Origin of the sequence: Pseudomarimonas arenosa (assembly GCF_014841215.1) — a bacterium.
Lineage (GTDB): Bacteria > Pseudomonadota > Gammaproteobacteria > Xanthomonadales > Xanthomonadaceae > Pseudomarimonas > Pseudomarimonas arenosa.
Genome location: NZ_JACYTR010000020.1, coordinates 31,846 through 55,810 on the forward strand (window position 1 = coordinate 31,846; position 23,965 = coordinate 55,810).

The following is a 23,965-nucleotide window of genomic DNA, read 5'->3' on the forward strand; positions in this document are numbered from 1 at the left end:
TAACACGCGAAGACGCGCATTGTCAGTGCTGCTGACTCAGCGTGGCTTCGGCGTGACCGCGCTGGGCAGTCTCGACGATACCTACACCCTGCTGATGCGCGCCGCTGGCAGCACCTCAAGGTTCGATGCCGTCGTCATCGGCTGGCCCGAGTACAGCGACGGGATTGCCGAAGATGTATTCGGCCTGCTGCATGGCGCCTTGTTCGAGCACTTGCCGGTGCTGGTGCTGAGCGACTCCACCAGTGCGGCAGCAATCAACTGGCGGATGACCCGGCCGCGAACCTCGCTCCTGCCCTGGGCGGACTTCCAGGAAGCGCCGGCGGCCTTGAGTCACCTGCTGGAACCCAATACCAAGGATGAAGCGCCGATCAGCGATGACGGCCCGCCCTTGAGGATGCTGCTGGTCGACGATTCCGCCACCGTGCGGGCAGCGTTCTCACGCCTGCTGTCGAAGGACGGCTTTATCGTCGAAACCGCCTCCGGCGTCGCCGAGGGCCTGAACAAGCTGCGCTCGCAGACGTTCGACATCGCGGTCGTCGACTACTTCATGCCGGGTCGTAACGGCACCGAGCTGATCGCCGAGCTGCGCCATCATCCGCAAACGGCCCGCGTGGTGCCGGCGATCATCACTGGCGCCTATTCCGATGATGTGATCCGCGCCTCGTTGGCCTCGGGCGCGGTAGAGTGCCTGTTCAAGAGCGAGGCCAAGGAGTTGTTCATCGCCCGCATCAATTCGCTGGCGCGCACCGTGCGTGACCGCAAGGCGATTGAATCGGAGCGCCGTCGCCTGGAGGGCATTCTCTCCTCGGTGGGCGATGGCGTTTACATGGTCGATCCCGAGGGCGGTATTCGACTGATCAACCCGGCGGCGCTTGACCTACTGGGCTACTCCGACGCCGATGCGCTGCTTGGCAAGAATGCCTATGAAGCCGTTCACTATGCCCATGAAGACGGCACCCTGATTCCGCGCGGGCAATGCCCACTGCTGCAAAGCTATGCGCGCGGCAGCGAATTGACCGGCTGGCAGACTGCGTTCTGGACCCAGACCGGCCGCGCAGTGCCGGTGGAATGCACGGTTTTCCCGATGCGGGTCGACGGCGAACGCAGTGGTTCAGTGATTGCCTTCCGTGATGTCTCCGCGCGTCGGCGGCTGGAAGCTGATCTGCGCTGGGCCGCCGAACACGACACCTTGACCAAGCTGCATAACCGGCATTGGTTCGAACGCCAGTTGGAAGAAGAAATCGCGCGTCTGCGGCGCAGCCATCAGACCTCCCTGCTGCTGTTCATGGATGTCGACCGCTTCAAGTACATCAACGACACGGCCGGTCACGGAGCGGGCGATCAGCTGTTGATTGAAGTGGCGCAGCGCCTGAAACTGCGCCTGCGCGGTAGTGACCACCTCGCCCGTATGGGCGGTGATGAATTTGCGTTGATTCTGCGCAATGTATCCGTTGAGGATTATCAGAATCTGGCCGACGGCTTCCGCCGTGCCCTCACCGCGGCGCCGTTTTCCTACGGTGGAAAATCCTATCGAATCACCACCTCGATTGGTGTCGCTGCGCTGGATAATCGAACTCTATCGCCGTCGGAAGCGATGGCGCAGGCCGATCTGGCCTGTCACAACGCAAAGAATTCCGGTCGCAACCAAACCGCCGTATTCACCCCGGATTCCGGCGAGCGCGCCGCGATGGATCGCGACCTCGGCTGGTCGGTACGCTTGGAAGAGGCTTTGCGCCACAACCTGTTCGTGCTGGCCTATCAACCCATCGTTCCACTCGAAGGCATCCTCAGTGAAGGCAGCGACGGTGGCAATGAGTTGTGGCGCCGGCAGCTGGCGCGCAATCCGGAAAGCCCGGCGATGTTCGAGGTGCTGCTTCGGATGAAGGACTCGCAAGGCGAGTTGATTCTGCCGGCGGCCTTCATGCCTACCGCCGAGCGCTTCGGCATGATGCGCGACATCGATCGCTGGGTGATCGAAAACGCCCTGCGCGACCTGCGCAATGTGCGTGATTCTGCGCGTCCCGTGTCACTCACCATCAACCTCCACACCCAATCCCTTGGCGACACCGGACTCGCCGCCTACGTCACCAACAAGGTGGTCGAGTACGACATCGATGCCAGCCAGTTGATCTTCGAAATTACCGAATCGCACGCCATTGACGACGTAGCCGGTGCTCAGCGCGTGCTGCACGATCTGCGTCAACTGGCATTGCGCATTGCCGTCGATGACTTCGGCACCGGCTTCTCAACCTTTGCCTACTTGCGCCAGCTGGAAGCCGATATCCTGAAGATCGACGGTTCGCTGATCCAGGGGCTGCCGCACGATCCACTCGACCGCACCGTGGTGGCGGCGCTGACCAGCATTGCCGAGGCGGCCGGCAAGATCACCATTGCCGAGTGCGTGGAAGACCCCGAGGCATTGATAGCCCTGCTCGAATGCGGGGTTGATCTGGCTCAGGGCAATGCCGTCGGGCAACCTCGCCTGCACCTTCGCGCACCGCCACTGATCGCGGTCAAGGGCGAAGAGGCAGACGAAGAACAGGAAACACGACGGGCCCAGCCGGTCGAAAAACACAGCGTCGGCAAGTAACCTGTCGTTGCACTGAAACGATCGGCTGGCAACTGCTCGCCAGCCCACGGCGAGACAAGGATGACCGACAGCTTCTTGTGGTACGACCTCGAAACCTGGGGCGCCAACCCACGCAACACCCAGATTGCCCAGTTTGCCGGCATCCGTACCGATACCGACCTGAACCCCATTGGCGACCCCCATATCGTCTGGGTAAAACCTTGGAATGATCTGCTGCCCTCGCCTTCCGCATGTGTGGTGACCGGGCTTGATCCGCTGACCGTGGCCGAGCGTGGCGTGCGCGAAGCAACTGCGGTGGCCGAGATTCACGAACTGCTCAAGGCCGCTGGCACCTGTTCGGTGGGCTGGAACACCTTGCGATTCGACGACGAGTTCATTCGCTTTGCCTTGTATCGCAACTTCCATGATCCATACGCGCGCGAGTGGCAATACGGCAATTCACGTTGGGATCTGCTCGACGTTGCCAGGCTGTTCCATGCCCTTCGTCCCGATGGCATCGAGTGGCCTGCGCGCGAGGACGGTGCCCCCAGCTTTCGCCTGGAACATCTGGCAGCGGCCAACCGCATTGCCCATGGACATGCCCACGAGGCGTTGAGCGATGTGCAGGCCACGCTCGGCCTGGCACGGCTGATGAAACGCGCTCAGCCCAAGCTATGGAACTATGCGCTGAAGCTGCGTGATAAGGGCTTTGTTGGCGACATGCTTCGGCTCGATCCGCCAACCCCACTCTTGCACATCTCGCATCGCTTTCCAGCCGAACGAGCCTGCGCCGGCGTGGTATTGCCCGTGCTGCGCCACCCTCGCAATCGCAATCAGCTGATGACGGTCGAGCTGCATTCCGACCCCGGCGGCTGGATGGATCTGGATGTTGATGAATTGGCGACCAGGCTGTATGCCAGGTCCGCCGATCTCAGCGACCAGCGCCCCAGGCCGCCGCTAAAGGGCATTCAAATCAATCGTTGCCCGGCCCTGGTGGCGCTCAATCACGTAAGGCAGTCGGAATGGCAGCGCATGGGCATCGACCTTGATCGCTGCCTTCGGCACGCCGAGCTGTTTACTCCCGCGGTGCTGGCCACGCTGCAGGAGAAATTGCACACTCTGTTTGAGCGCGATCGATTCCAATCCGATCCCGATGTCGACGCTGCGCTCTACGATGCGCTGCCCGACCGCGGAGATGATCGGCTGCGGGCTCGTGTGCATGAGGCATTGCCGGAAGAGCTGGCGCAAATCCAGCGCTTGTTTCGCGACTCCCGCGGTGAACCCTTGATGTTCCGCTACCGCGCGCGCAACTGGTTCGACACCCTGAATGCCGCTGAGCGAACTGACTGGGCCCGCACCGTATTGGAGCGCTGGAATCATGTAGCTTCGCCAGGCACCGACAGCCCGCTACAGGCCTTTCAAGCCGAGCTGGCTCAACTTCGTGCGAGCGAACAGACCAACGACGACCAACAGGGCCTGTTGAACAGGGTGGAAGCTTGGCAACAACAACAGCACGCGTATTGGCGACATTGTGCCGGGTTACCGGTCGAGCAGGATGGAGCCTGAACGCGCGGTTCGACCCTGGCGATTTGCTGCTACTCAAAGCCGTTGCTGAAGATACTGTTGGGCAGTACGCGGAGAAGAAAGTCAGTTTGGCTTTGCAGTCCGCAATTGTCGCTGGCTGTCACGCGCAGGGTGTGGTCGGCAACTGGGCCCGCATTGCTCACTTCGAAGGTGCCCGCAAGCGAAGCCGACGAGAGATCTCCGTCAAAGCCCGGGCTCAAGGCAGCGACGCTGATGCTGTCGATACTGCCATTGTCGGTTGGCGGCGCCAGCGGAGCGATCGACAGGGAGCTTCCGAGTCCGACAATCCGTGGGGACGAGTAGCCGGATTGCACGGGAGCGGTGTCTACAGTCACCGCAACATTGAGTTCAGCGATCTGGCTTGCAAGCCCATCGCTCACGCGAAGACGCAAACTGCCTGCGGTTGCATCGCAACTCGCAGTCAGCACCCCGCTGATCTCACCGTTGCTGTTAGTGATGCCGGAGAGGCTGATGCCACTCGATGTGCCGCCGGTCTCCAGCGTGACCTGTAAAGAACCACTGCTGGACTCGGCATCGCTGACCGTGGCGACGACGACTGCTGTGCCGACCGCACTGCCCTGCTGACGCCCAAGCCCGGCCACCGGAACGATGTTCGGCGCGGTGTTGCCGGAGCTGACCGTCGCTTGGAAGGACGCATCCGTGCTGGCGCCGCAATTATCCGTCGCCCGAATGGTAATCGTATGCGTTCCGACCGGCGCGGCAGCGCTCAGGGTCACCACACCAGCGGCATCAACGCTGATACCGCCGCTATAGGTGCCGGCGCTGTGCACCACCACCGAGTCAATGCTGCCGTTATCCGATGGTCCGGTTTGCGGCGAGACGGTAGTGCTGCTGCCGCCGTTGACCGAGGCGTTGGTGTAGGCCAGGGTCGGCGCGCTGTTGGCACTGACGTTGACGCTGAGATCGCCGTTGCCGGTCAGGCTGCCGTCGGACACCTGAAAGCGTTGGGTGCCGGTGCTTGCACTGCAGCTGGCGGCGACACTGGCCTGTACCGTGCCGCTGCTATTGCTGAGGTTGCTGATGCTCAGCCCGCTACCGGTGCCACCGGCAATCGCGCTGACCACCAAGCTGCCGGCTGCGGTCTGCGCATCGCTCACCGTGCCGACCGTGACCGCCGCACCGGCGGCACTGCCCTGCTGCCGATTGATCGCCGCCGCCGGAGTGAAACTCGGTGCGGTGTTGTCGACGCTGAGCTGAAAGCTGGCGTCGGTCTGCGCACCGCAATTGTCCGTCGCCCGAATGGTGATCGTATGCGTTCCGACCGGTGCGGCAGCACTGAGGGTCACCACACCAGCGGCATCGACGCTGATACCGCCGCTATAGGTGCCGGCGCTGTGCACCACCACCGAGTCAATGCTGCCGTTATCCGATGGTCCGGTTTGCGGCGAGACGGTAGTGCTGCTGCTGCCGTTGACCGAGGCGTTGGTGTAGGCCAGGGTCGGCGCGCTGTTGGCACTGACGTTGACGCTGAGATCGCCGTTGCCGGTCAGGCTGCCGTCGGACACCTGAAAGCGTTGGGTGCCGGTGCTTGCGCTGCAGCTGGCGGCGACACTGGCCTGTACCGTGCCGCTGCTATTGCTGAGGTCGCTGATGCTCAGCCCGCTACCGGTGCCACCGGCAATCGCGCTGACCACCAAGCTGCCGGCTGCGGTCTGCGCATCGCTCACCGTACCGACCGTGACCGCCGCACCGGCGGCACTGCCCTGCTGCCGATTAATCGCCGCCGCCGGAGTGAAACTCGGTGCGGTGTTGTCGACGCTGAGCTGAAAGCTGGCGTCGGTCTGCGCACCGCAATTGTCCGTCGCCCGAATGGTGATTGTGTGCGTTCCGACCGGCGCGGCAGCGCTCAGGGTCACCACACCAGCGGCATCGACGCTGATACCGCCGCTGTAGGTGCCGGCGCTGTGCACCACCACCGAGTCAATGCTGCCGTTGTCCGATAGTCCGGTTTGCGGCGAGACGGTGGTGCCGCTGCCGCCATCAAGGCTGCTATTGGCGTAACTCAAGGTGGGCGCCGTGTTGTCACTCAGATTGACCTGCAGATCACCCGTGCCGGTGAGCGCCCCGTCAGAGGCCTGAAATCGCACGGTGCCAGCGGTGGCACTGCACGAAGCGGCAACGATGGCGCTGATGCTGCCGTTGCTATTGCTGATGCTGCCGGCCGAAACTCCGGCGCTGCTGCCACCGCTGATTTGGGTAACCACCAAGCTGCCGGCACTGGTTTCGGCGTCGCTGGCCGTACCGACCGGAACCGCGCTTCCGGCCGCGCTACCGCGCTGTCGATCGATGGCTACCGCCGGAGTGAAGCTGGGAGCGGTGTTGCCGCTGGCGATGGTGAAATTGCCGCTGGAGGCGCCCAACGGCGTCAGAAAGTCGTGCTCCCGCACGCGTACGCGCGCCTGATTGGTCGGCGTACTGGGCACGGTCCAGCTGAAACTGCCCGTGTTGGCAATATTGCTGGCAATCGAGGTCGGATAGCTCGCTCCACCATCAGTGGAGAGCTCAATGCTGACGTTGCGGGTGAAGTCGGTAGTGTTGGTCCAACTGATGGTCTGGCTGCTGCCCTGAGCAAAGCTGCCGCTGCTCGGACTGACATTGGTGATGCTGTCGGGCGAACCGTCTTGATTGCTGTCGCGATACCAGCCGATATCGCGCATCAGCTGCCGGGTGAGGTCCAGATCCAGCGACAGGCCACTGTTGATCGCGGGCTCCATCAACACGTTCGGACTGACGACCGATGAGTAATGCGAAACCGATGAGCCGCCCTCGTACGGATTGGGGGCATACAACTGCACCCGCCCAGTCGATACTTGCCGCCCCACTGTCAGATAACTACCCGCCTGTATGACATTGGCGCCTTCCCAATACAGATTGCCGGTATTGATCGCCGATGCCGCTCGCTCGCCATCATTCATCGCAAACCAGGTCTTGCTTGCGCTGTTGTCATACATGAAACGCAACCATATATCGGCGAATCCACCGCTCAGGGCACCGCTTGAGCCGACCAGGGTGGAGAAACCAAGGCCGTGCCCCATCTCGTGCAGCAGCACAACGAATAGATTCACTGTGCCGGCCGGGGTCGCGTTGTCCAAGCCATAGTAGAAGCGTGTGCCCACTCCCAGGCAACCGGCATCAACGTCGGAATTGAAGGTTGCATTGATCTCGGCCGTGGCACCGTTGATGTCGAACCCGACCTGTTTGTTGGCCAAGGCCACGTGGTACCAGGTATCGGGGTATTCGAAGGCCGTAGTGTCGCGATAAAAGGTCACCGCACCCGCCGACCCCAGCACACCGCCTGAAGTGCTGCAGGGCGCCAACGGATCGAACTGCGAGCGCACCTGTATCGCCACTTCGCTGTCGAGAAAGTTCTCCCAGACATCGGCCGCTGCATTGAACAAGGCCAGACGCTGGGCCCCCAGGTTCAGATTTGCATCGTTCCCCGGGGCTGGCAGGAACTGCCCCGCGCTTGAGTTGAAACCTTCACCGGGCCCATCGTTGTTGAAAATAGTGATACTGGAGCCGGCCTTCTGGGCACCGTTCTTGAACTCGTCGATCAATCGCGAGTAGAACCGATACTCGGGAACGGACATGCCATGCAGCTGTGCCGCTTGCACCTCGCGTTGTGCGGCTGCAGAGCCAAATGCGCTCGTCTTGCCAGTGGCGATGTCCCGGCCGTAGAAGGCATTCGCTTGATCGAGACTGGCGACACAGCCAAGCCGGATGTGCCCCCCGGTCAGAGGCTGCGCCAGACTCACATGCTGGAAGCCGCCCGCCGTGTCCAGCTGCCAGATGCCACTCTTGGACTGTCTGAGCTGATCGTCGCCCACCGATTGTCGAGTGAGCTCGGCAATGAGCTTGGCCAAACCGGGCTGCGGCGCATGGTCGGTCTCTGATGCCAGCGCCACGGGCGTGCATGCATGACCCAGCGCCAATACCAGCGCAATCCGGCGTATGGTCTGCACAACGAGGCCCATGGAGCATCTCCGAGCTGTGTTTCGAGGGTACGCGCGAAACGGACAAGCGGAGTCAACGTGACGTGCAGAACTGAGAGACGAAAAAAAAAGCCCGCCGAAGCGGGCTTTTCGTATCTTGGTGGGCGGTACAAGGATCGAACTTGTGACCCCTGCCGTGTGAAGGCAGTGCTCTACCGCTGAGCTAACCGCCCAAGAGAGCGCGCAAGAATAGTCGTGAGTCGTGATTTGGTCAAGAGGCTTGCCCGATCCAGGGCCGCATCAATCGGCTGGGCTGACCGAAATGCGCAGGCGTAGCTTGTTGCCGGGATCGTAGTTGAGCCGCGACATGTAGACGTCGCCCTTCCAGTTGTACTCAACGTCATAGCCGGCGATGCGACGATCTTCGCGCTCCACCTCAACCGTGCGGCAGCGCTGCTCGGTGCTGCTGTAGCGGCGGTCCGGGCCACCGTTGTTCTTGTCGATATCGCGGCCGATGGCGCCGCCGATCACCGCGCCGGCGACGGTGGCCGCCTTGCGGCCGTTGCCCTTGCCGACCTGATTGCCGATGGCGCCGCCAATGATCGCGCCGACGATAGTGCCGCCGGTGGGATCGCCGCCGCCACGCTCCACGCGTTCGACGTCAGCGTCGTAGCACTCCTGCCGAGGCTCACGATAACGGACCAGCTCATACACCGGTTCAACCCGCAAGACGTCGGCATACGCATACGACACGTTTTCGCCAGCGCCATAGGCAGAGCGCGGCGCACTGTCGCGATATTGCGCCTGGGCAGCAGCACAGGCCGCTACGGCGAGAATCGCGATAGACAGTTGCCACGCTTGCTTCATGCGGATCTCCTGATGGTGCACCGCGACGCGGTGCGGGCTCACTCGGTAAATTGCAACACTTTGCGCCTGAATCCGGGCTTTAAAAATGTGTTAGGAAAAACGCGAGGCAGGCTACACGTTTAGCTCGCAGATTGCCTGCTGCAATGCAACACGAATCACCGTAGACTGAGGTTGCGGTCACAGTTTTCCCTCGAGGAGCGCGTGGCGCTTGGCGGCGTCGGCGAGTTTCGCCAAACTCCAGCTCCCGTCGCCGCGTCGGTTGCGCGACGCTCGAGCCGCATCCCACCGAATGAGGATTGGCTGAACGGCCGGACCTCGCCCGTATACGGAACTGAGTACATGCAAATCACGGTCTACAACACGCTCACCCGCACGCTCGAAACGTTCGAGCCCGCTGATCCGAACCGGGTGACGATGTATGTCTGTGGTCCCACCGTGTACAACTACGTGCATATCGGCAACGCGCGACCGGCTGTCCTGTTCGGTGTCTTCGCCAGCCTGTTGCGTCGGCACTATCCGAGGGTCGACTACGCTCGCAACATCACCGACATCGACGACAAGATCAACAACGCCGCGCGGGAACTGGGTGTTCCGATCAAGCAGATCACCGACAAGTACACCGCCGCTTATCGGGCTGAGATGAGCGCCCTCGGCGTTGAGATGCCGAATCTGGAGCCGTTCGCCACCGATCATCTGGCCGAAATCATTGCCATGATCGAACGTCTGATCGAACGTGGCCACGCCTATGCGGCGGAAGGCCATGTGTTGTTTGATGTGGCCTCTCATCCAGACTACGGCCAGCTGTCGCGGCGCAGCACCGACGAGATGCTGGCCGGCGCCCGTATCGAAGTGGCACCGTACAAGCGCAACCCGGGCGATTTCGTGCTGTGGAAACCGTCGACCGAGGATCTTCCGGGCTGGGATAGCCCGTGGGGGCGCGGCCGTCCTGGCTGGCATATCGAATGCTCGGCGATGAGCGCAGCTCATCTGGGCGAAGTCATCGACATCCACGGCGGCGGCATCGATTTGCAGTTTCCGCACCACGAGAACGAGATCGCACAAAGTCGCTGCGCTCACGGCACCCAGGTATTCGCCCGCTATTGGCTGCACAACGGCATGCTCACCCTGTCCGGCTCGAAGATGTCGAAGTCAGTCGGCAATGTGTTTCTGGTCCACGAGTTGATCGAGCTGCACCCGCCCGAAGCGCTGCGCTTCTCGCTGCTGTCCGGCCACTACCGACAGCCGTTGGAATGGTCCGATCAGTTGATCGAACAGAGCGTCCGCACCCTGGATCGGCTCTACGGCACCCTGCGCGACATTGAGCCGGATCCCGCCAGTGCCAACGGCGCCGTGCCCGACGAGGTTGAGCGGGCATTGGCCGAGGATCTCAACACACCCCAAGCCCTGGCCGCCCTGGCCCAGTACGCCAACGACGCACGCCGACTGGAAGGCGCAGCCGCGAAACAAGCGGCCGGCAGACTGATCGCGGGTGGCCGCGCGCTGGGCTTGCTGCAGCAAACGCCGGCAGCCTGGTTTTCGCGCGGGGTGGCCGCCGATGACGATGCTCGCATTCAGGCCTTGGTTGATGAGCGCAATGCCGCGCGCACCGCACGCAATTTCGCCGAGTCTGATCGGATTCGCGATCAATTGGCGGCCGAAGGCATCGTGCTCGAAGACACGCCACAAGGCGTGCGCTGGAGGCGAGGATGAGTGAAGCATTCCTGCGCCCCAGCGAACCCAGCATCGAGGCGGCGCAAGCCGAGATCGTCGACGAGTTTGCGTTTTTCTCCGACTGGTCGGAGCGCTACCAGTACCTGATCGACATCGGCAAACGCCTGCCCACCATTCCTGAAGCCTGGATGGTGGAAGAGCTGCGCGTCACTGGCTGCCAGTCACGGGTCTGGCTGGTGGCCGAAGGAGATGCCTCGAACATCGTGTTTGCCGCCAACTCCGATTCGGCCATCGTATCCGGCTTGATCTATCTGGCCTTGAGGGTCTTCTCAGGTCGCAGTGCGGCCGCCATCCTGTCGGCGGATGTCGACTACATCCAGAAGATTGGTCTGGCCAAACATCTGTCGCCTACTCGCAGCAATGGGCTGGCCGCGGCCCTGGCCCTGATCAAACACTATGCTCAGCGGGCCGTTGAAGGCGAGCGGCTGACGGCACCAACGATGGCGTGATAGCCCATCGCTGTTGTCGCGGCTTTCGCCGGGACGCCCCCGCCCCGCTACACGTCGCGAAACGCCGACATCTGAAAAAACGAAACCCCCGACGATTGCTCGTCGGGGGTTCGGCCCCGTCCAGGAGCGAGGAGAGAGCGGTTGCGCTTAGGCAGCCTTGCGCGCGCGACGCACGGTGCGCTTCTGCGCCGGCTTGCGGGTGCTCTTAGCAACGCGCTTGGTGGCGCGCGGCTTGCTCACCTTGACGCCGAACTTCGCCAGCACCGGCTGCAGACGGGTCTGCACTTCCTTGGCGATCTGGCTGTAGGTGGATACGGCGCGAGCGCGTACCGGAGCGATGGCGCCTTCCACCTTGGCGCGCACATCGGCCAGACGATCGTTGATCTGCTCGCCGAAGGCCGACACGCGGTCGACGACCTGATTCTGCAGCGAACGACCTTCGTTGATCATGGTGTCGTACAGCTTGATGCCCTGCTTGCGGGTCATTGCAACGGCACCGAGGCTGGCCAGCCAAAGGTCACGACCGTTGAACTTGGGGCTGCTCTTGGCAGCGGCGCGACGCGCCTTGATTTGCTTTGCCATGGGGATACCTCGTCAGTTGGTGTTGGCAGGCCCCGCAAAACCGGGGTACGCCTGAAGGCGTCGTGACGTATGCTAGGCAGCGCGTCTAGAACAAACACACTATTGCAGCGCAGCATTCAGCTTGAGACCGGTCGAAGGCGGCTAGCCGTCGGGCCGAAGGTTGTGCCGAACACAAGACCAGGCGGAGATCAGCGATGGCAAAGAAGGCATGGGCGAAATTTCCTCACGACAACAAGGCATACAGCTACGACGGCGACAAGCTGGCCAAGCATTGGGACGCCCTGCATGCCGGTGACTGCGAACCGTTTCCCGATGAAGTGCGGGTGGCCAAGCTGCTGAAGCAGAACAGCGCGTTGGGCAAGCCTGCCGATGCGGTCAAACTGGCCGAAAAACTGCAAGCGGCCTGGACCGACTACCATCGCGGCGAGTTTCAAAAGGCTTTCGAAGCCGGCGAAGCCCTCGGCCCACTCGGTGCCTCGGTGGCCATCAAGGCCGCCGGGATCCACGCCGTGCATCTGCTGGACGACGAAAAGGAGCAGCTGAAGCGCTGGGAAGCCCTGGTCAAACTGGCCGAACAGGCCATCGAAGCTCTGCCCGAAGAGGCCAACAGCCACTTTCGCTACGCCTTCGCCCTCGGCCGCTATTCACAAAGCATTTCGATTGCCAAAGCGCTGAGTCAGGGCCTGGCCGGAAAGATCAAGCTTGCACTCGACAAGGTGTTAAAGCTCGCCCCCAAGCATGCCGAAGCGCATAGCGCACTGGGCCTCTATCACGCCGAAATCATCAACAAGGTCGGCGCCATGATCGGCGGCCTCACCTACGGCGCCAAGGCCGCCACCGGCGAGGAACTGCTGGCTAAGGCCGTAAAGCTTACCCCGAAAGCCCCGATTGCCCATGTTGAGCAAGCCAACGGTCTGATCCTTCTGTACGGCAGCAAACGCGAAGACGATGCCGCCGAAGCGTTCGACAAGGCCGGAAAACTCAAGCCGCTCGACGCCATGGAGAAACTCGACGTTGAGTTCGCCAAGGCGCAGTTGGAGGAGTGATCCGGCCCAGCCCCGATCAAAACCGATGCCGGATTAGCAGCTGGATATCGCCTCTCTGGCGGTAGTCATCGGCTTCCAGCTGATAGAGAAAATGCGCGCGGGGTGGCGGCGCTTCGCCATCCCAGGCGCCAAAGTGGATCGAGCTGAGCTTGACGCCGGTATCAACGCAGCGCAGCTGCATCTTGAGGTGACGTTGGCCCACCACACGCCATTCCAGCACGTCGAACTCACCGTCGAACTGCGGTTCGGGAAAGCCCTGTCCCCAGGGCCCCATGGCGGCGAGTTGCTCGACCAGGGGGCGGCAGAAGTCGGCACGTTCCAGCATGCCATCCGACCATAGCTCGGCGGTGAGCTGTTCAGGCGACAGGGTGCTTTGCGCGACCTGCTCGAAGGCAGCGGCAAACGCCGGCAAGCGATCACGGGTCATGCTCAGGCCAGCAGCCATCGCATGGCCACCGAACTTATCGATCAACCCGGGATGGCGCGCATCGATCAGGGCCAAGGCATCGCGCAGATGGAATCCGGGAATCGAGCGGGCCGAACCACGCAGTTGCGGATCATCAGGGTCCTCGCTGGCAGGCGCAAACGCGACGACCGGACGATGCCAGCGCTCCTTTAGCTTCGACGCCACCAAACCTACTACGCCAGCGTGAAAAGACCGGTCGAACACGCAAATCCCGTGGCCGCCCTGCCCTGCAACCGGCACCACCGCTTGTTCCACCACCTCGTCCTCGATCATTGCCGTCTGCAAGTCGCGGCGTTCGGCATTGATGGCGTGCAGGTTGTGCGCTAGTTCGACGGCTTCATGGCTATCGTCGGTGAGCAGACAGCGGATACCGATGCTCATGTCCTCCAGCCGGCCGGCGGCATTCACCCGCGGACCAAGCGCAAAGGCAAAATCGGTGGCGGTCAGGCGCTCGATCTGGCGACCGGAGATATCGATCAGCGCACGGATGCCGGGCGCGCAGAGGCCGCGCCGAATGCGCGATAGCCCGGCACTGACCAGCACCCGGTTGTTCTGGTCGAGTTGCACCAGATCCGCCACGGTACCCAGGGCCACCAGATCGAGTAGCTGCGCCAGGTCGGGTTCGCCGCTGGGAAAGTAGCCTGCCTGGCGTAAATCGGCACGCAAGGCCAGCAGCACATAGAACATGACCCCGACGCCGGCCAGGGACTTGCTCGGGAACTGATCGCCATCGAGGTTCGGATTGACCATTGCATCGGCTTCGGGCAACTGTTCACCCGGCAGATGATGATCAGTCACCAGTACTCGGATGCCGCGAGCCTTGGCTGCGGCCACGCCGGCGATGCTCGACACTCCGTTGTCCACCGTGATCAGCAGATCGGGCAATGGATCCTGAAGTTCAGCAACCAACGCTGGCGATAGACCATAGCCATGGCGCATACGATGCGGCACGCGAAAATCGACCGAGTTGGCGCCCAGCATTCTGAGCCCGCGCACGGCCACCGCCGTGCCGGTGGCGCCATCGCAATCGAAATCGCCCACCACCAGGATCGACCAGCCTTGCTCAATCGCCCGGCGCAGCAAGGCAATGGCTGGATCCAGCCCGAGCAGGCCCTGCGGGCGCAACAATTGACGCAGGCCGAGTTGCGCATCATGGGCATGCGCCACGCCGCGCGCCTGCAGTACGCGGCGTACTACGGGATGTATTGAATCTGGCCAGTTGCCCTCGGCAGCGGCCGGACGACGGCGCAAGCGGGCATTGAGAGGGGCGTTCACGCCGTGTCGGTGGCCGGCGGGAATCCGCCAACGGGGCGCCGCCAGAAGCGCCAACGATGGGCATGTCGCCAACGCAGGCGCTGGCCATCGGCGAAGTCGAGAGTGATGCCAGCAGGATGACGCGTGGCCTGCAAGCGCACCGCCGGCAGCACGGCATCTGCGAGATCCTGCGCGTTGCGCAGATGTTGCAGATCAATCACCGCTCCCGGCGGCCACTGCGCTTCGTCGCCCTTCAGCGCAGCCAGCTTGGCCAGGCGAGCAAGAGCCAGGCCAAGCTCATCGCGAGTCAGCAAATGACTGTGTACCGACCGCACTGAATCGGGGAGCACGCCTGCGCCCCAGAACCACAGGCTATTGATGGTCGGCAAACCTGCCTTGGCGCGTTTGGCGTTGACCGGATGCTGATGCAGCACGACCTGGCATTCGTTCCACAACTGCCGCCAGCGCGCCGCCTGAGCTCCTTCAGGCAGGTGCGGCAGTACATCTTCGCCCAGGGCCTGGTCCGGAGACGACATCAAGGGCACGACAGCTTCCACCGCAATTGAACCGTACCAACGATCGGGCTTGGGCGCGGAGAGCAGTACGCCGTGATCGCCCAGGATTGGCCGCAACGGCGCCATCAATGCCTCGGCCTCAGGCTCGGACAAGCGCAGCGACTCACCAAACGCAAGTAGACGGGCCTGCGGACCGTCGGCGCGCAGGTGCACGGGATCACAGCGCAGCCAGGCGCGATGAGCGGCATCGTCGGCATCGAGATGGCGGGTCAAGGGTGCCATGGCAAGACGCCTGGGCAGCACATCGAACACCCGCAACCACTGCTCCTGCCGCCCGACCTTGCCGGATTCGAGTCGATCGCATTGACCAAGCCAGTGCGTCAGCGCCTTGCGCGCTGCTGCCGGACCGCGAATCTCGGACCAGGCGGGCAGCAGGAGCCACGGCGCTTCAACGGCCACACTCAATCCTCGTAGCGCACACCGACGATTTCGTAGCTCCGCGGGCCGCTCGGCGCCTGAATGGTGACCTGATCGCCCTCGTGCTTGCCGATCAGCGCGCGCGCGATCGGCGCGCTAACCGAGATCAAGCCCAACTTGATGTCAGCCTCCAGATCCCCAACGATCTGGTAGGTGACTTCGTCGCCAGAGTCGTCTTCCGCCAGATCGATGATGGCACCGAATACAATGCGACTACCGGCATTTAGCTTGGACACATCGATGATCTGCGCGTTGGATAGCGCCGACTCCAATTCCTTGATCCGCCCTTCGATAAAGCCTTGCTGCTCGCGTGCAGCGTGATACTCGGCGTTTTCCTTCAGATCGCCATGGGCGCGGGCTTCGGCGATGGCTTCGATCACCTGCGGCCGCTTGACCGACTTCAAATGCTCAAGTTCTTCGCGCAGCTTCTTCGAGCCACGCAAGGTAAGGGGTGCTCTCATTGTGGGTCCTCACAAACAGCAAAAGCGGACCCCCGTCCGCTTTCGCATTCAAGACTGTGGCTCAGCCGGCGGCGTTGCCGATCTGTCGGTGCAGTTCGCGCAAAGAATACACGTCACCGGCGCCACGGAACTGCAGAGAGTGTAGCAAGGCTCGGGCACCAGAGATCGTGGTCGAGTAGGTGACCCGATGCTGCAGCGCTTCGCGGCGGATCGAGAAGGAGTCGGCAATCGCCTGCTTGCCCTCTGTAGTGTTGACGATGTAGACCACCTCACCGTTCTTGATCAGGTCGACCACGTGCGGCCGGCCCTCAGCCACCTTGTTCACCACCTCGCACTTGATGCCGTTGGCCTGCAGGAACTCAGCCGTGCCACGGGTGGCAACCAGGTCAAAACCGCGCTCGACCAGCATTTCGGCCACCGCCAGCGAGCGTTGCTTGTCCGGGTCGCGTACCGACACGAAGGCCTTGCCCACCGGGGGCACCTTGATACCAGCGGCTTCCTGGGCGCGGGCGAAGGCCTCGCCGAAACTGCGGCCGACCCCCATCACCTCGCCGGTTGAACGCATTTCCGGCCCAAGAATCGGGTCGACACCCTGGAACTTGGCAAACGGGAAGATCGCTTCCTTCACCGAGTGGTAGCTCGGAATGATCTCTTTCTGCTGCCCTTGCTCGGCCAGACTCTTGCCGACCATGCACAGCGCTGCCACCTTGGCTAGCGGCACGCCGGTGGCCTTGGAAACGAACGGCACAGTGCGTGAAGCGCGCGGATTCACTTCCAGCACAAAGATCTCATCGCCCTGGATGGCAAACTGGGTATTCATCAGCCCCACCACATTGAGTTCGCGCGCCATCTGGCGCACTTGCTCACGCAGCGCGTCCTGCATTCGGGCGCTAAGGCTGTACGGCGGCAACGAGCAGGATGAATCGCCCGAGTGCACGCCGGCTTCTTCGATATGTTCCATGATGCCGCCGATCATCACTTCGCCCTGGGCGTCGGCGATGATGTCAACATCGACTTCCACCGCATGATCGAGAAAACGATCGAGGAGCACCGGTGAATCGTTCGACACTTTCACCGCATCGCGGATATAGCGGCTGAGATCGGCATCGGAATACACCACCTCCATCGCGCGCCCGCCCAACACATAGCTTGGACGCACCACCAGGGGATAGCCGATTTCACGAGCCAGAGCCAGCGCCTCATCGGGATTTCGCGCCGTGCGATTGGGCGGCTGGCGAAGGCCGAGTTTCTCGATCATTTTCTGGAAACGCTCGCGGTCTTCAGCAAGATCAATGGAGTCCGGCGAGGTGCCGATGATCGGTGCCCCGGCGGCCTCCAGCGCGCGTGCCAGTTTCAGCGGTGTCTGGCCTCCGTATTGCACGATCACACCCTTGGGCTTTTCCAGATCGATCACTTCGAGCACATCCTCCAGCGTCAGCGGCTCGAAATACAGTCGGTCAGACGTGTCGTAGTCAGTCGACACGGTTTCTGGGTTGCAATTGACCATGATGGTCTCGAAGCCGTTCTCGCGCAGCGCCAGCGCGGCGTGTACGCAGCAATAGTCGAACTCGATGCCCTGGCCGATACGGTTCGGTCCACCACCCAGCACCATGATCTTGTCGCGATCAGTAGGAGCCGACTCGCATTCCTCTTCGTAGCAGGAGTACATGTAGGCGGTATCGGTGCTGAACTCGGCGGCGCAGGAGTCGATCCGCTTGTACACCGGGCGCACGCCGAAAGCGTGGCGCAAGGCCCGCACGGCTGCTTCGTCCGTACCCACCAACTGCGCCAGACGCGCGTCGGAAAAGCCCTTGCGTTTGAGTCGACGCAGCTTGACCGCATCCAGCCCCGCCAGGCCCGCGGCGGCGACTTCGCCTTCCATCTTGACCAGCGTTTCGATCTGACGCAAGAACCAGGGGTCGATGAACGACAGGCTGAAGACTTCGTCGACACTCATGCCGCAGCGAAAGGCATCGGCCACATAGAACACCCGGTCAGCGCCGGCTTCGCGCAACTCGCGCTTCAGGCGTGCCTGGCCCTCTTCGCTGCTGAGATCAAGGTCGCTGGGATCGAGTCCGGCCTTGCCGGTTTCGAGCCCGCGCAGAGCCTTTTGCAACGACTCGGAAAAATTGCGCCCCATCGCCATCACCTCGCCCACCGATTTCATCTGCGTGGTCAGACGGGCATCTGCGGCAGGGAACTTCTCGAAGGCAAAGCGCGGAATCTTGGTCACGACGTAGTCGATGCTGGGCTCAAACGAAGCCGGTGTCGCACCACCCGTAATTTCGTTGCGCAGCTCATCCAGGGTGTAGCCCACTGCCAGCTTGGCGGCGACCTTGGCGATCGGGAATCCGGTCGCCTTGGAGGCCAACGCCGATGAGCGCGACACCCGCGGATTCATCTCGATCACCACCACTCGGCCGTTCTGAGCATTGATGCCGAACTGCACATTGGAACCGCCGGTATCGACGCCGATCTTGCGCAGCACCGCTAGAGAGGCATTGCGCAGGCGCTGATATTCCTTGTCAGTCAGGGTCTGTGCGGGGGCCACGGTAATCGAGTCGCCGGTGTGCACGCCCATTGGATCGAAGTTCTCGATCGAGCAGACGATGATGCAGTTGTCGGCGCGGTCACGCACCACCTCCATCTCGAATTCTTTCCAGCCCAGCACGGATTCTTCTACCAGCACTTCATGCACCGGCGAAAGGTCAAGGCCACGACTGACGATCTCGACAAACTCTTCTTTGTTGTAGGCGATACCGCCACCCGAACCGCCCAAGGTGAAGCTGGGGCGGATAATGGTCGGAAACCCGACTTCGGCTTGCACTTCCAGCGCACGCTCGAGTGTGCGAGCAATCTCGGCACGCGGGCATTCCAAGCCAATCTCGCGCATCGCCTGACGGAACAGCTCGCGGTCTTCAGCCATGCGGATGGCCTCGCGCGAAGCGCCGATCAGCTCGACGCCATACTTCTCCAGCACGCCATTGTCGGCCAGATCAAGCGCACAGTTAAGCGCGGTCTGTCCGCCCATGGTCGGCAACAGGGCGTCCGGCTGCTCCTTGGCAATGATGCGCTCAACCATCTGCCAGTTGATCGGCTCGATATACACCGCGTCGGCGGTGTCCGGGTCGGTCATGATGGTGGCCGGATTGGAATTGACCAGGATGACCCGAAAGCCCTCGGCCTTCAGCGCCTTGCAGGCCTGTGCTCCCGAGTAATCGAATTCACAGGCCTGGCCAATCACGATCGGGCCTGCGCCGATGATCAGGATGCTCTTGATGTCAGTACGCTTGGGCATGGCTATTCGACTTCTTTAAACTGTTAGTTATGTGTTTGATGGCGTGACCACGCCGGACAGCAAATGCGAAGCTCAGAGCTTCGCAACGTGCATCGACTTGATGAAACGATCAAACACCGGCCCCACATCATGCGGCCCGGGACTTGCCTCAGGATGACCCTGGAAGCTGTAGGCCGGCACGTCGGTGAGGGCGATACCCTGCAGCGAACCGTCGAACAAGGAGCGATGTGTGGCGCGCACATTGGTCGGCAGCGAATTCTCATCAACGGCAAAGCCGTGATTCTGCGATGAGATCATCACCCGTCCGGTCTCGATATCGATGACCGGGTGGTTGGCACCATGATGGCCAAACTTCATCTTCACCGTCTGCGCGCCGGCTGCCAGCCCCAGCAGCTGATGCCCCAGGCAGATGCCGAACAGTGGAATCTTGCGTTCGAGAAACTCACGGATGGCAGCGATCGCATAGTCGCAAGGCGCCGGATCACCCGGGCCGTTCGACAGAAAAATGCCATCGGGCTGCAGGGCCATGGCGTCAGCGGCGCTGGTCTTGGCCGGCACCACGGTGATCTTGCAACCGCGATCGGCCAACATGCGCAGGATATTCTGCTTAACACCGAAGTCGTAGGCGACCACGTGATACAGACCTTGCGACTCGAGCTGCTCACCGCTGTCGAGATCAAGGCTGCCGCGGGTCCAGGGATAGGACGCCTTGACCGTCACTTCCTTGGCGAGATCCATGCCGACCAGACCGGGAAAGCCGCGTGCCGCCAGCACAGCCGCCTCAGCGCTGGCCTCAGGCCCTGCCATCAGCGCACCGTTCTGCGCACCGCGGTCACGCAGGATGCGGGTCAGCTTTCGAGTGTCGATCTCGGCGATGGCGGGAATTCCGCGTGCTTCGAGCCAGGCCGGCAGTTCCGATTCCGAGCGCCAGGAGGATGCTGGCGTCGGCAGTTCGCGCACAATCAACCCGGACACATGCGAAGCGACGGATTCATCATCCAGCGCGGTGCAGCCGGTGTTGCCGATGTGCGGGTAGGTCAAGGTGACCAGCTGACGTGCGTAGGAGGGATCGGTGAGGATCTCCTGATACCCGGTCATGGCGGTGTTGAAAACGACTTCTCCGGCACGAAGCACGGGTGCGCCAAACGACAGGCCTTCGAACACGGTGCCGTCGGCCAGGGCAAGATAAGCTGGATGGTTCATCGCATCGCCTGGTTAGGTGGGTGACCCCGACGAGCCGTGCAGCGAAGCGCAGCGCGCGACTCGCAGTGCAGCGACGGACAGTGCAACGCGTCCGTTGAGCTATTCAGATCGGGGGTCAGGCGAGCGGGAATGATACAAGTTGGCGCCCTCTCCTGTCACGAAATTTACGCCGCCGATTCAGCTTTCAGGCAAATGAAAAGGGCCGCAACCGCGGCCCTTCACACGAAGCGATCACTCCGCTCGACTACATGTCGCGAGCTACGCGGAAGCCCAGACGCGGATTGGTATAGCTGGCGCCAGCGGTCAGACGCACCGCTGAACGCACCTGATCCGGGGCGCTGGCCCAGGATGCGCCACGAATGACCCGGCGGTTGCAGCCCTCATTCACCCAGGCAGCGCCGTCAGTCGGAGCGCGCTGGTAATTCTCGTGCCAGCAGTCTTCGACCCATTCCGAGACATTGCCCACCATGTCGTAGAGACCGAAACGGTTGGCCTCGAAGGTGCGAACCGGCGCTGGGCCCCAATGGCCATCGTCATAGTTGTCGAAGGCATTGACCCATTTGCGGCCGGTGGCCGAGCGATCGTCTTCACCGGTCAGGTTGCCGACGACGCGATCGGGCTCATCATTGCCCCAGGGATACATGCTGCTCGATCCGGCGCGCTGCGCGTACTCGTACTCGGATTCCGACGGCAGCCGATAGGACTTGCCGGTTTCCTTCGCCAGCCAATCGACATAGGCCTTGGCGTCGGTCCAGGAAATGTGCACCACCGGCAAGTTGCCGCCCGCCGGGTTACCCGAGTGATTCATTTTCCAATCGACGCCTTGTCGCTCCGACATGGCGCCGGTGCGTTCGTCGTACACCGTCGAACTGCCGCTGGTGGTCGAGGTCGGCGTGTAGCCGGTCGCATTCACGAAGGCACGGAACTGATCGATGGTCATTTCGGTGCGGGCCAGTGCGAATGGACGAGCGATCGTTACCCGGCGCTGCGGACCCTCGTTGCTCTTGCGATCGCGCTCATTGTCCGGCGAGCCCTGCATGAAGTTGCCGGCGGGAATGACCACCATCTCAGGGCCGCGGCCACCGCTGCTCATGGCATCGCTGAAACCTTGGCCTGGCTTCAGAGTCAGGGCATCACGCGCTGATTGCAGCTTGCGGCGCAAATCCTCCAGACCACGTGCCTGAGCCGACACCGCTTCGATCTGGGCGATCAACTGGGCGGCGCGATCGAAATCCTTGGCGTCAATGGCCGCATTGGCTTCGGCAACCAGCGGCGCTGTGACCTCGCCACGCAGCTCAACCACGCGTGCGCTGGCGTTCTGCACGGCGCTTGACCCAGGGTTGACCTTGCCGGCATCGGCCAGGAAGGTCTGAGCGCGCTCATAGTCGCCGCCTTCAGCGGCCTTGACCGCCTGGTCGATCAGACCGCGTTCGAGATTGGCAATGCCCTGCTCCGCCGCCACATTGCCCGGGTTGGTGCGCAGGATCTCGCGATAGATCGCCAGCGCGTTGTCGCCGGCGGGCTCAACCGTGCGGCCGGAAGCAGCCAGACGCTCGGCCTGACCGATCAGCAGACCGATTTCACGTCCTGCGTCGACTTTCGCCTTGAACGCCTGCACCGCCGGATCGTCCGGCCGCAGCCTGGAGACCACCTGGGCCAAGCGAGTCGCTTCGTTGAAACGTGCCTGCACCAGCACTTGCTCGCCGCGCTCGACCAGCGTTGCCACCACCTTGTCGACGCCAGCCTTGGCTTCGGCATTGTCAGGTTCGCGCTCCAGCACCGAGAGATACAACGACAAGGCGTTGTTCTCGCCCTGCTCCAATCGTCCGGCACGCTCGGCATCGCCTGCACGACGCAGGATGTCGGCACTGCTTTCGCCCGGCGTGGCAACCAGTTCGGGCACCCATTCGTCCTGTTGCGATGTGGAGTCCATCAGGCGCTTGCGCAGATCGCGGGTGCGTCCCTCTTCCGCCGGCGGAGTGGCGCTGGCATCGGATGGCGTGTCGGTTGCAGCTGGCGTTTCCGCCGCCGCCTGGTCGGCCTGCTCTGCAGGTTTCTCATCACTGCCGCAGGCGGTGAGCAACGACGCCGCGATGGCGCTGGCCAACAACCCCTTGATTACCGAATTACGCACACTTCCTCCTGCGCCTGGGCGCCGGTTATGGTTAAAACGTCCGGATACACCGCCATGCATAGCGTGGCGAAGCACGAGGCCAAGTTAGGCCATCCCTTGCCCCCACGCAACCTGAATGACACATTAGGCCAAATGTATCGCATTCTAGATTCCACCGACGGTATCCAATCCCAGTTTCAGCACTGGCCCGATGCGGGCTCGTTGATGTGCGATTGCGAGTTTGTGCGCGAACGCACCTACTGGCCGCAACTCGGATTGCTGCAGCTGGGCGTGGATCAACAGGCTTTGTTGATTGATCCTACCGGTCTCGATCGGGAATGCGCTCCGTTAAAGGAACGCCTGCAAGGCTCGCTGATCGTCATGCATGCGCCAGGTGAAGATCTCGAGTGTTTGCGCCACCGGTTTGGATGGTTGCCGCGGCAACTGTTCGATACACAGTTGGCGGCAGCGTACGCAGGTTTTGGCAGCGGGCTGGGCTACCGCGCCCTGGTTCAGCAATTCTGCGGCATCGAACTGGACAAGGGAGAAACGCGCTCCGACTGGCTGGCGCGGCCATTGTCGGAGTCGCAGCTGCGTTACGCAGCCGAAGACGTGCTGCACTTACCAAAGGTATTCGAAACACTGCAAACGCGACTTGAGCAGCTCGGGTTTCGTGCCTGGTTCGATGAGGATTGCCAGGATGCACTGCGGCGCGCCGAAGAAAGCTACAACCAGATCGATATCCAGCTTGAGGCAAAATCCTGCTATCGCCTCGATGCCATGTCGATCGCGCGCTGGCGCAAGATTCTGCATTGGCGGGAAGTGGAGGGCCGATTGCGCGATCGCCCCAAGGGCTGGATTCTGGACAATGAAGCAACGCGGCAGTTGGCCCAATCCCGACCGGGTGAGCGCGCCGCTCACGACAAGGTCATCGCTTCGGCCCGTCGCGCCTCGCGCAGCGCTGCCGAGGCACTTTGGCAGGCGCTGGACGGTGTGCAACCCAACACTGAAGACACGCGACTGGAAGCGGCCGGCAATGCCAAGCAAGATCGCCAGCAGCTGAAGCGACTGCAGGATGCGGTGGCCGCCGAGGCTGAATCCTTGCAATTGCCAGCCGGCCTGCTGATGTCGCGCAAGAAGCTCGAGGCATTGCTCGATCGCGGCGCCTGGCCGGAGGACATTGGCGGCTGGCGGCGCCAGCAATTGCAGCCCGTGCTGTTGCCGTTACTGAACGATGCCGGCTGAAAAAAGCAGTTGCAGGCCGAGGCAAAGCTCATTAAGATGCGCGGCTCACCTCGGGGTGTAGCTCAGCCTGGTAGAGCGCTACGTTCGGGACGTAGAAGTCGCAGGTTCAAATCCTGTCTCCCCGACCAAAACAAAGAAGGCCGCCCTTGGGC

At 62.3% G+C, this 23,965-nt stretch carries 15 protein-coding genes and 2 tRNA genes; 7 read left to right on the top strand and 10 right to left on the bottom strand.

Annotated features, from left to right (window positions below; translation table 11 throughout):
* Positions 1 to 25 precede the first annotated feature (25 nt).
* Positions 26 to 2,590, top strand: a complete 2,565-nt coding sequence (locus IFO71_RS11185; protein ID WP_332309366.1) for a putative bifunctional diguanylate cyclase/phosphodiesterase — start codon at positions 26 to 28, stop codon at positions 2,588 to 2,590.
* A gap of 60 nt (positions 2,591 to 2,650) precedes the next feature.
* Positions 2,651 to 4,135, top strand: a complete 1,485-nt coding sequence (sbcB, locus tag IFO71_RS11190) for an exodeoxyribonuclease I (RefSeq protein ID WP_192029722.1) — start codon at positions 2,651 to 2,653, stop codon at positions 4,133 to 4,135.
* Between the two features lie 29 nt (positions 4,136 to 4,164).
* Here the strand turns inward: sbcB and IFO71_RS11195 are convergent, their stop codons facing one another.
* The 3 genes from IFO71_RS11195 to IFO71_RS11205 all read right to left on the bottom strand — a co-directional run bounded on the left by IFO71_RS11195 (position 4,165) and on the right by IFO71_RS11205 (position 8,973).
* Positions 4,165 to 8,148: an Ig-like domain-containing protein gene (locus tag IFO71_RS11195; RefSeq protein ID WP_192029723.1), complete on the bottom strand. Its 3,984-nt coding sequence runs from the start codon at positions 8,146 to 8,148 to the stop codon at positions 4,165 to 4,167.
* 116 nt (positions 8,149 to 8,264) lie between these two features.
* A tRNA-Val gene (locus tag IFO71_RS11200) sits at positions 8,265 to 8,339 on the bottom strand.
* 67 nt (positions 8,340 to 8,406) lie between these two features.
* A complete protein-coding gene (locus IFO71_RS11205; protein ID WP_192029724.1) occupies positions 8,407 to 8,973 on the bottom strand; it encodes a glycine zipper 2TM domain-containing protein in 567 nt (188 codons plus the stop codon).
* 339 nt (positions 8,974 to 9,312) lie between these two features.
* Here IFO71_RS11205 and cysS point away from each other — a divergent pair, with 339 nt between their 5' ends.
* Positions 9,313 to 10,683: a cysteine--tRNA ligase gene (cysS, locus tag IFO71_RS11210; protein ID WP_192029725.1), complete on the top strand. Its 1,371-nt coding sequence runs from the start codon at positions 9,313 to 9,315 to the stop codon at positions 10,681 to 10,683.
* Entirely contained in the window at positions 10,680 to 11,153 is a 474-nt protein-coding gene (locus IFO71_RS11215; RefSeq protein WP_192029726.1) for a SufE family protein, read from the top strand. The genes cysS and IFO71_RS11215 overlap by 4 nt, the downstream gene beginning before the upstream one ends.
* A gap of 147 nt (positions 11,154 to 11,300) precedes the next feature.
* On the opposite strand, the gene IFO71_RS11220 is transcribed toward IFO71_RS11215, so the two are convergent.
* Positions 11,301 to 11,735 (bottom strand): phasin family protein, encoded by a 435-nt coding sequence (locus IFO71_RS11220; RefSeq protein ID WP_192029727.1) that lies wholly within the window; start codon positions 11,733 to 11,735, stop codon positions 11,301 to 11,303.
* Positions 11,736 to 11,929: 194 nt separating this feature from the next.
* On the opposite strand from IFO71_RS11220, the gene IFO71_RS11225 reads away from it, so the two are divergent.
* Positions 11,930 to 12,781 (top strand): tetratricopeptide repeat protein, encoded by an 852-nt coding sequence (locus IFO71_RS11225; RefSeq protein WP_192029728.1) that lies wholly within the window; start codon positions 11,930 to 11,932, stop codon positions 12,779 to 12,781.
* 16 nt (positions 12,782 to 12,797) lie between these two features.
* Here the strand turns inward: IFO71_RS11225 and recJ are convergent, their stop codons facing one another.
* From recJ to IFO71_RS22485, 6 genes are all read right to left on the bottom strand, one after another.
* Entirely contained in the window at positions 12,798 to 14,522 is a 1,725-nt protein-coding gene (gene recJ, locus IFO71_RS11230) for a single-stranded-DNA-specific exonuclease RecJ (RefSeq protein WP_192029729.1), read from the bottom strand.
* On the bottom strand, positions 14,519 to 15,475 hold the full coding sequence (locus tag IFO71_RS11235; protein WP_192029730.1) for a phosphoglycerate mutase: 957 nt from the start codon (positions 15,473 to 15,475) through the stop codon (positions 14,519 to 14,521). The genes recJ and IFO71_RS11235 overlap by 4 nt, the downstream gene beginning before the upstream one ends.
* A gap of 2 nt (positions 15,476 to 15,477) precedes the next feature.
* A complete protein-coding gene (gene greA, locus IFO71_RS11240) occupies positions 15,478 to 15,954 on the bottom strand; it encodes a transcription elongation factor GreA (RefSeq protein WP_192029731.1) in 477 nt (158 codons plus the stop codon).
* 61 nt (positions 15,955 to 16,015) lie between these two features.
* A complete protein-coding gene (gene carB, locus IFO71_RS11245) occupies positions 16,016 to 19,252 on the bottom strand; it encodes a carbamoyl-phosphate synthase large subunit (RefSeq protein ID WP_192029732.1) in 3,237 nt (1,078 codons plus the stop codon).
* Between the two features lie 72 nt (positions 19,253 to 19,324).
* Positions 19,325 to 20,455 carry a glutamine-hydrolyzing carbamoyl-phosphate synthase small subunit gene (gene carA, locus IFO71_RS11250; protein WP_192029733.1) on the bottom strand — a complete coding sequence of 377 codons (1,131 nt, stop codon included), beginning with the start codon at positions 20,453 to 20,455 and terminating at the stop codon, positions 19,325 to 19,327.
* A gap of 244 nt (positions 20,456 to 20,699) precedes the next feature.
* Positions 20,700 to 22,589, bottom strand: a complete 1,890-nt coding sequence (locus IFO71_RS22485; protein ID WP_192029734.1) for an SUMF1/EgtB/PvdO family nonheme iron enzyme — start codon at positions 22,587 to 22,589, stop codon at positions 20,700 to 20,702.
* Positions 22,590 to 22,721: 132 nt separating this feature from the next.
* Here IFO71_RS22485 and rnd point away from each other — a divergent pair, with 132 nt between their 5' ends.
* The gene (rnd, locus tag IFO71_RS11260; RefSeq protein WP_192029735.1) at positions 22,722 to 23,813 is read left to right on the top strand and encodes a ribonuclease D; all 1,092 of its coding nucleotides are present in this window, start codon (positions 22,722 to 22,724) and stop codon (positions 23,811 to 23,813) included.
* A gap of 51 nt (positions 23,814 to 23,864) precedes the next feature.
* Positions 23,865 to 23,941: transfer RNA gene (locus tag IFO71_RS11265), tRNA-Pro, on the top strand.
* Positions 23,942 to 23,965: the final 24 nt, after the last annotated feature.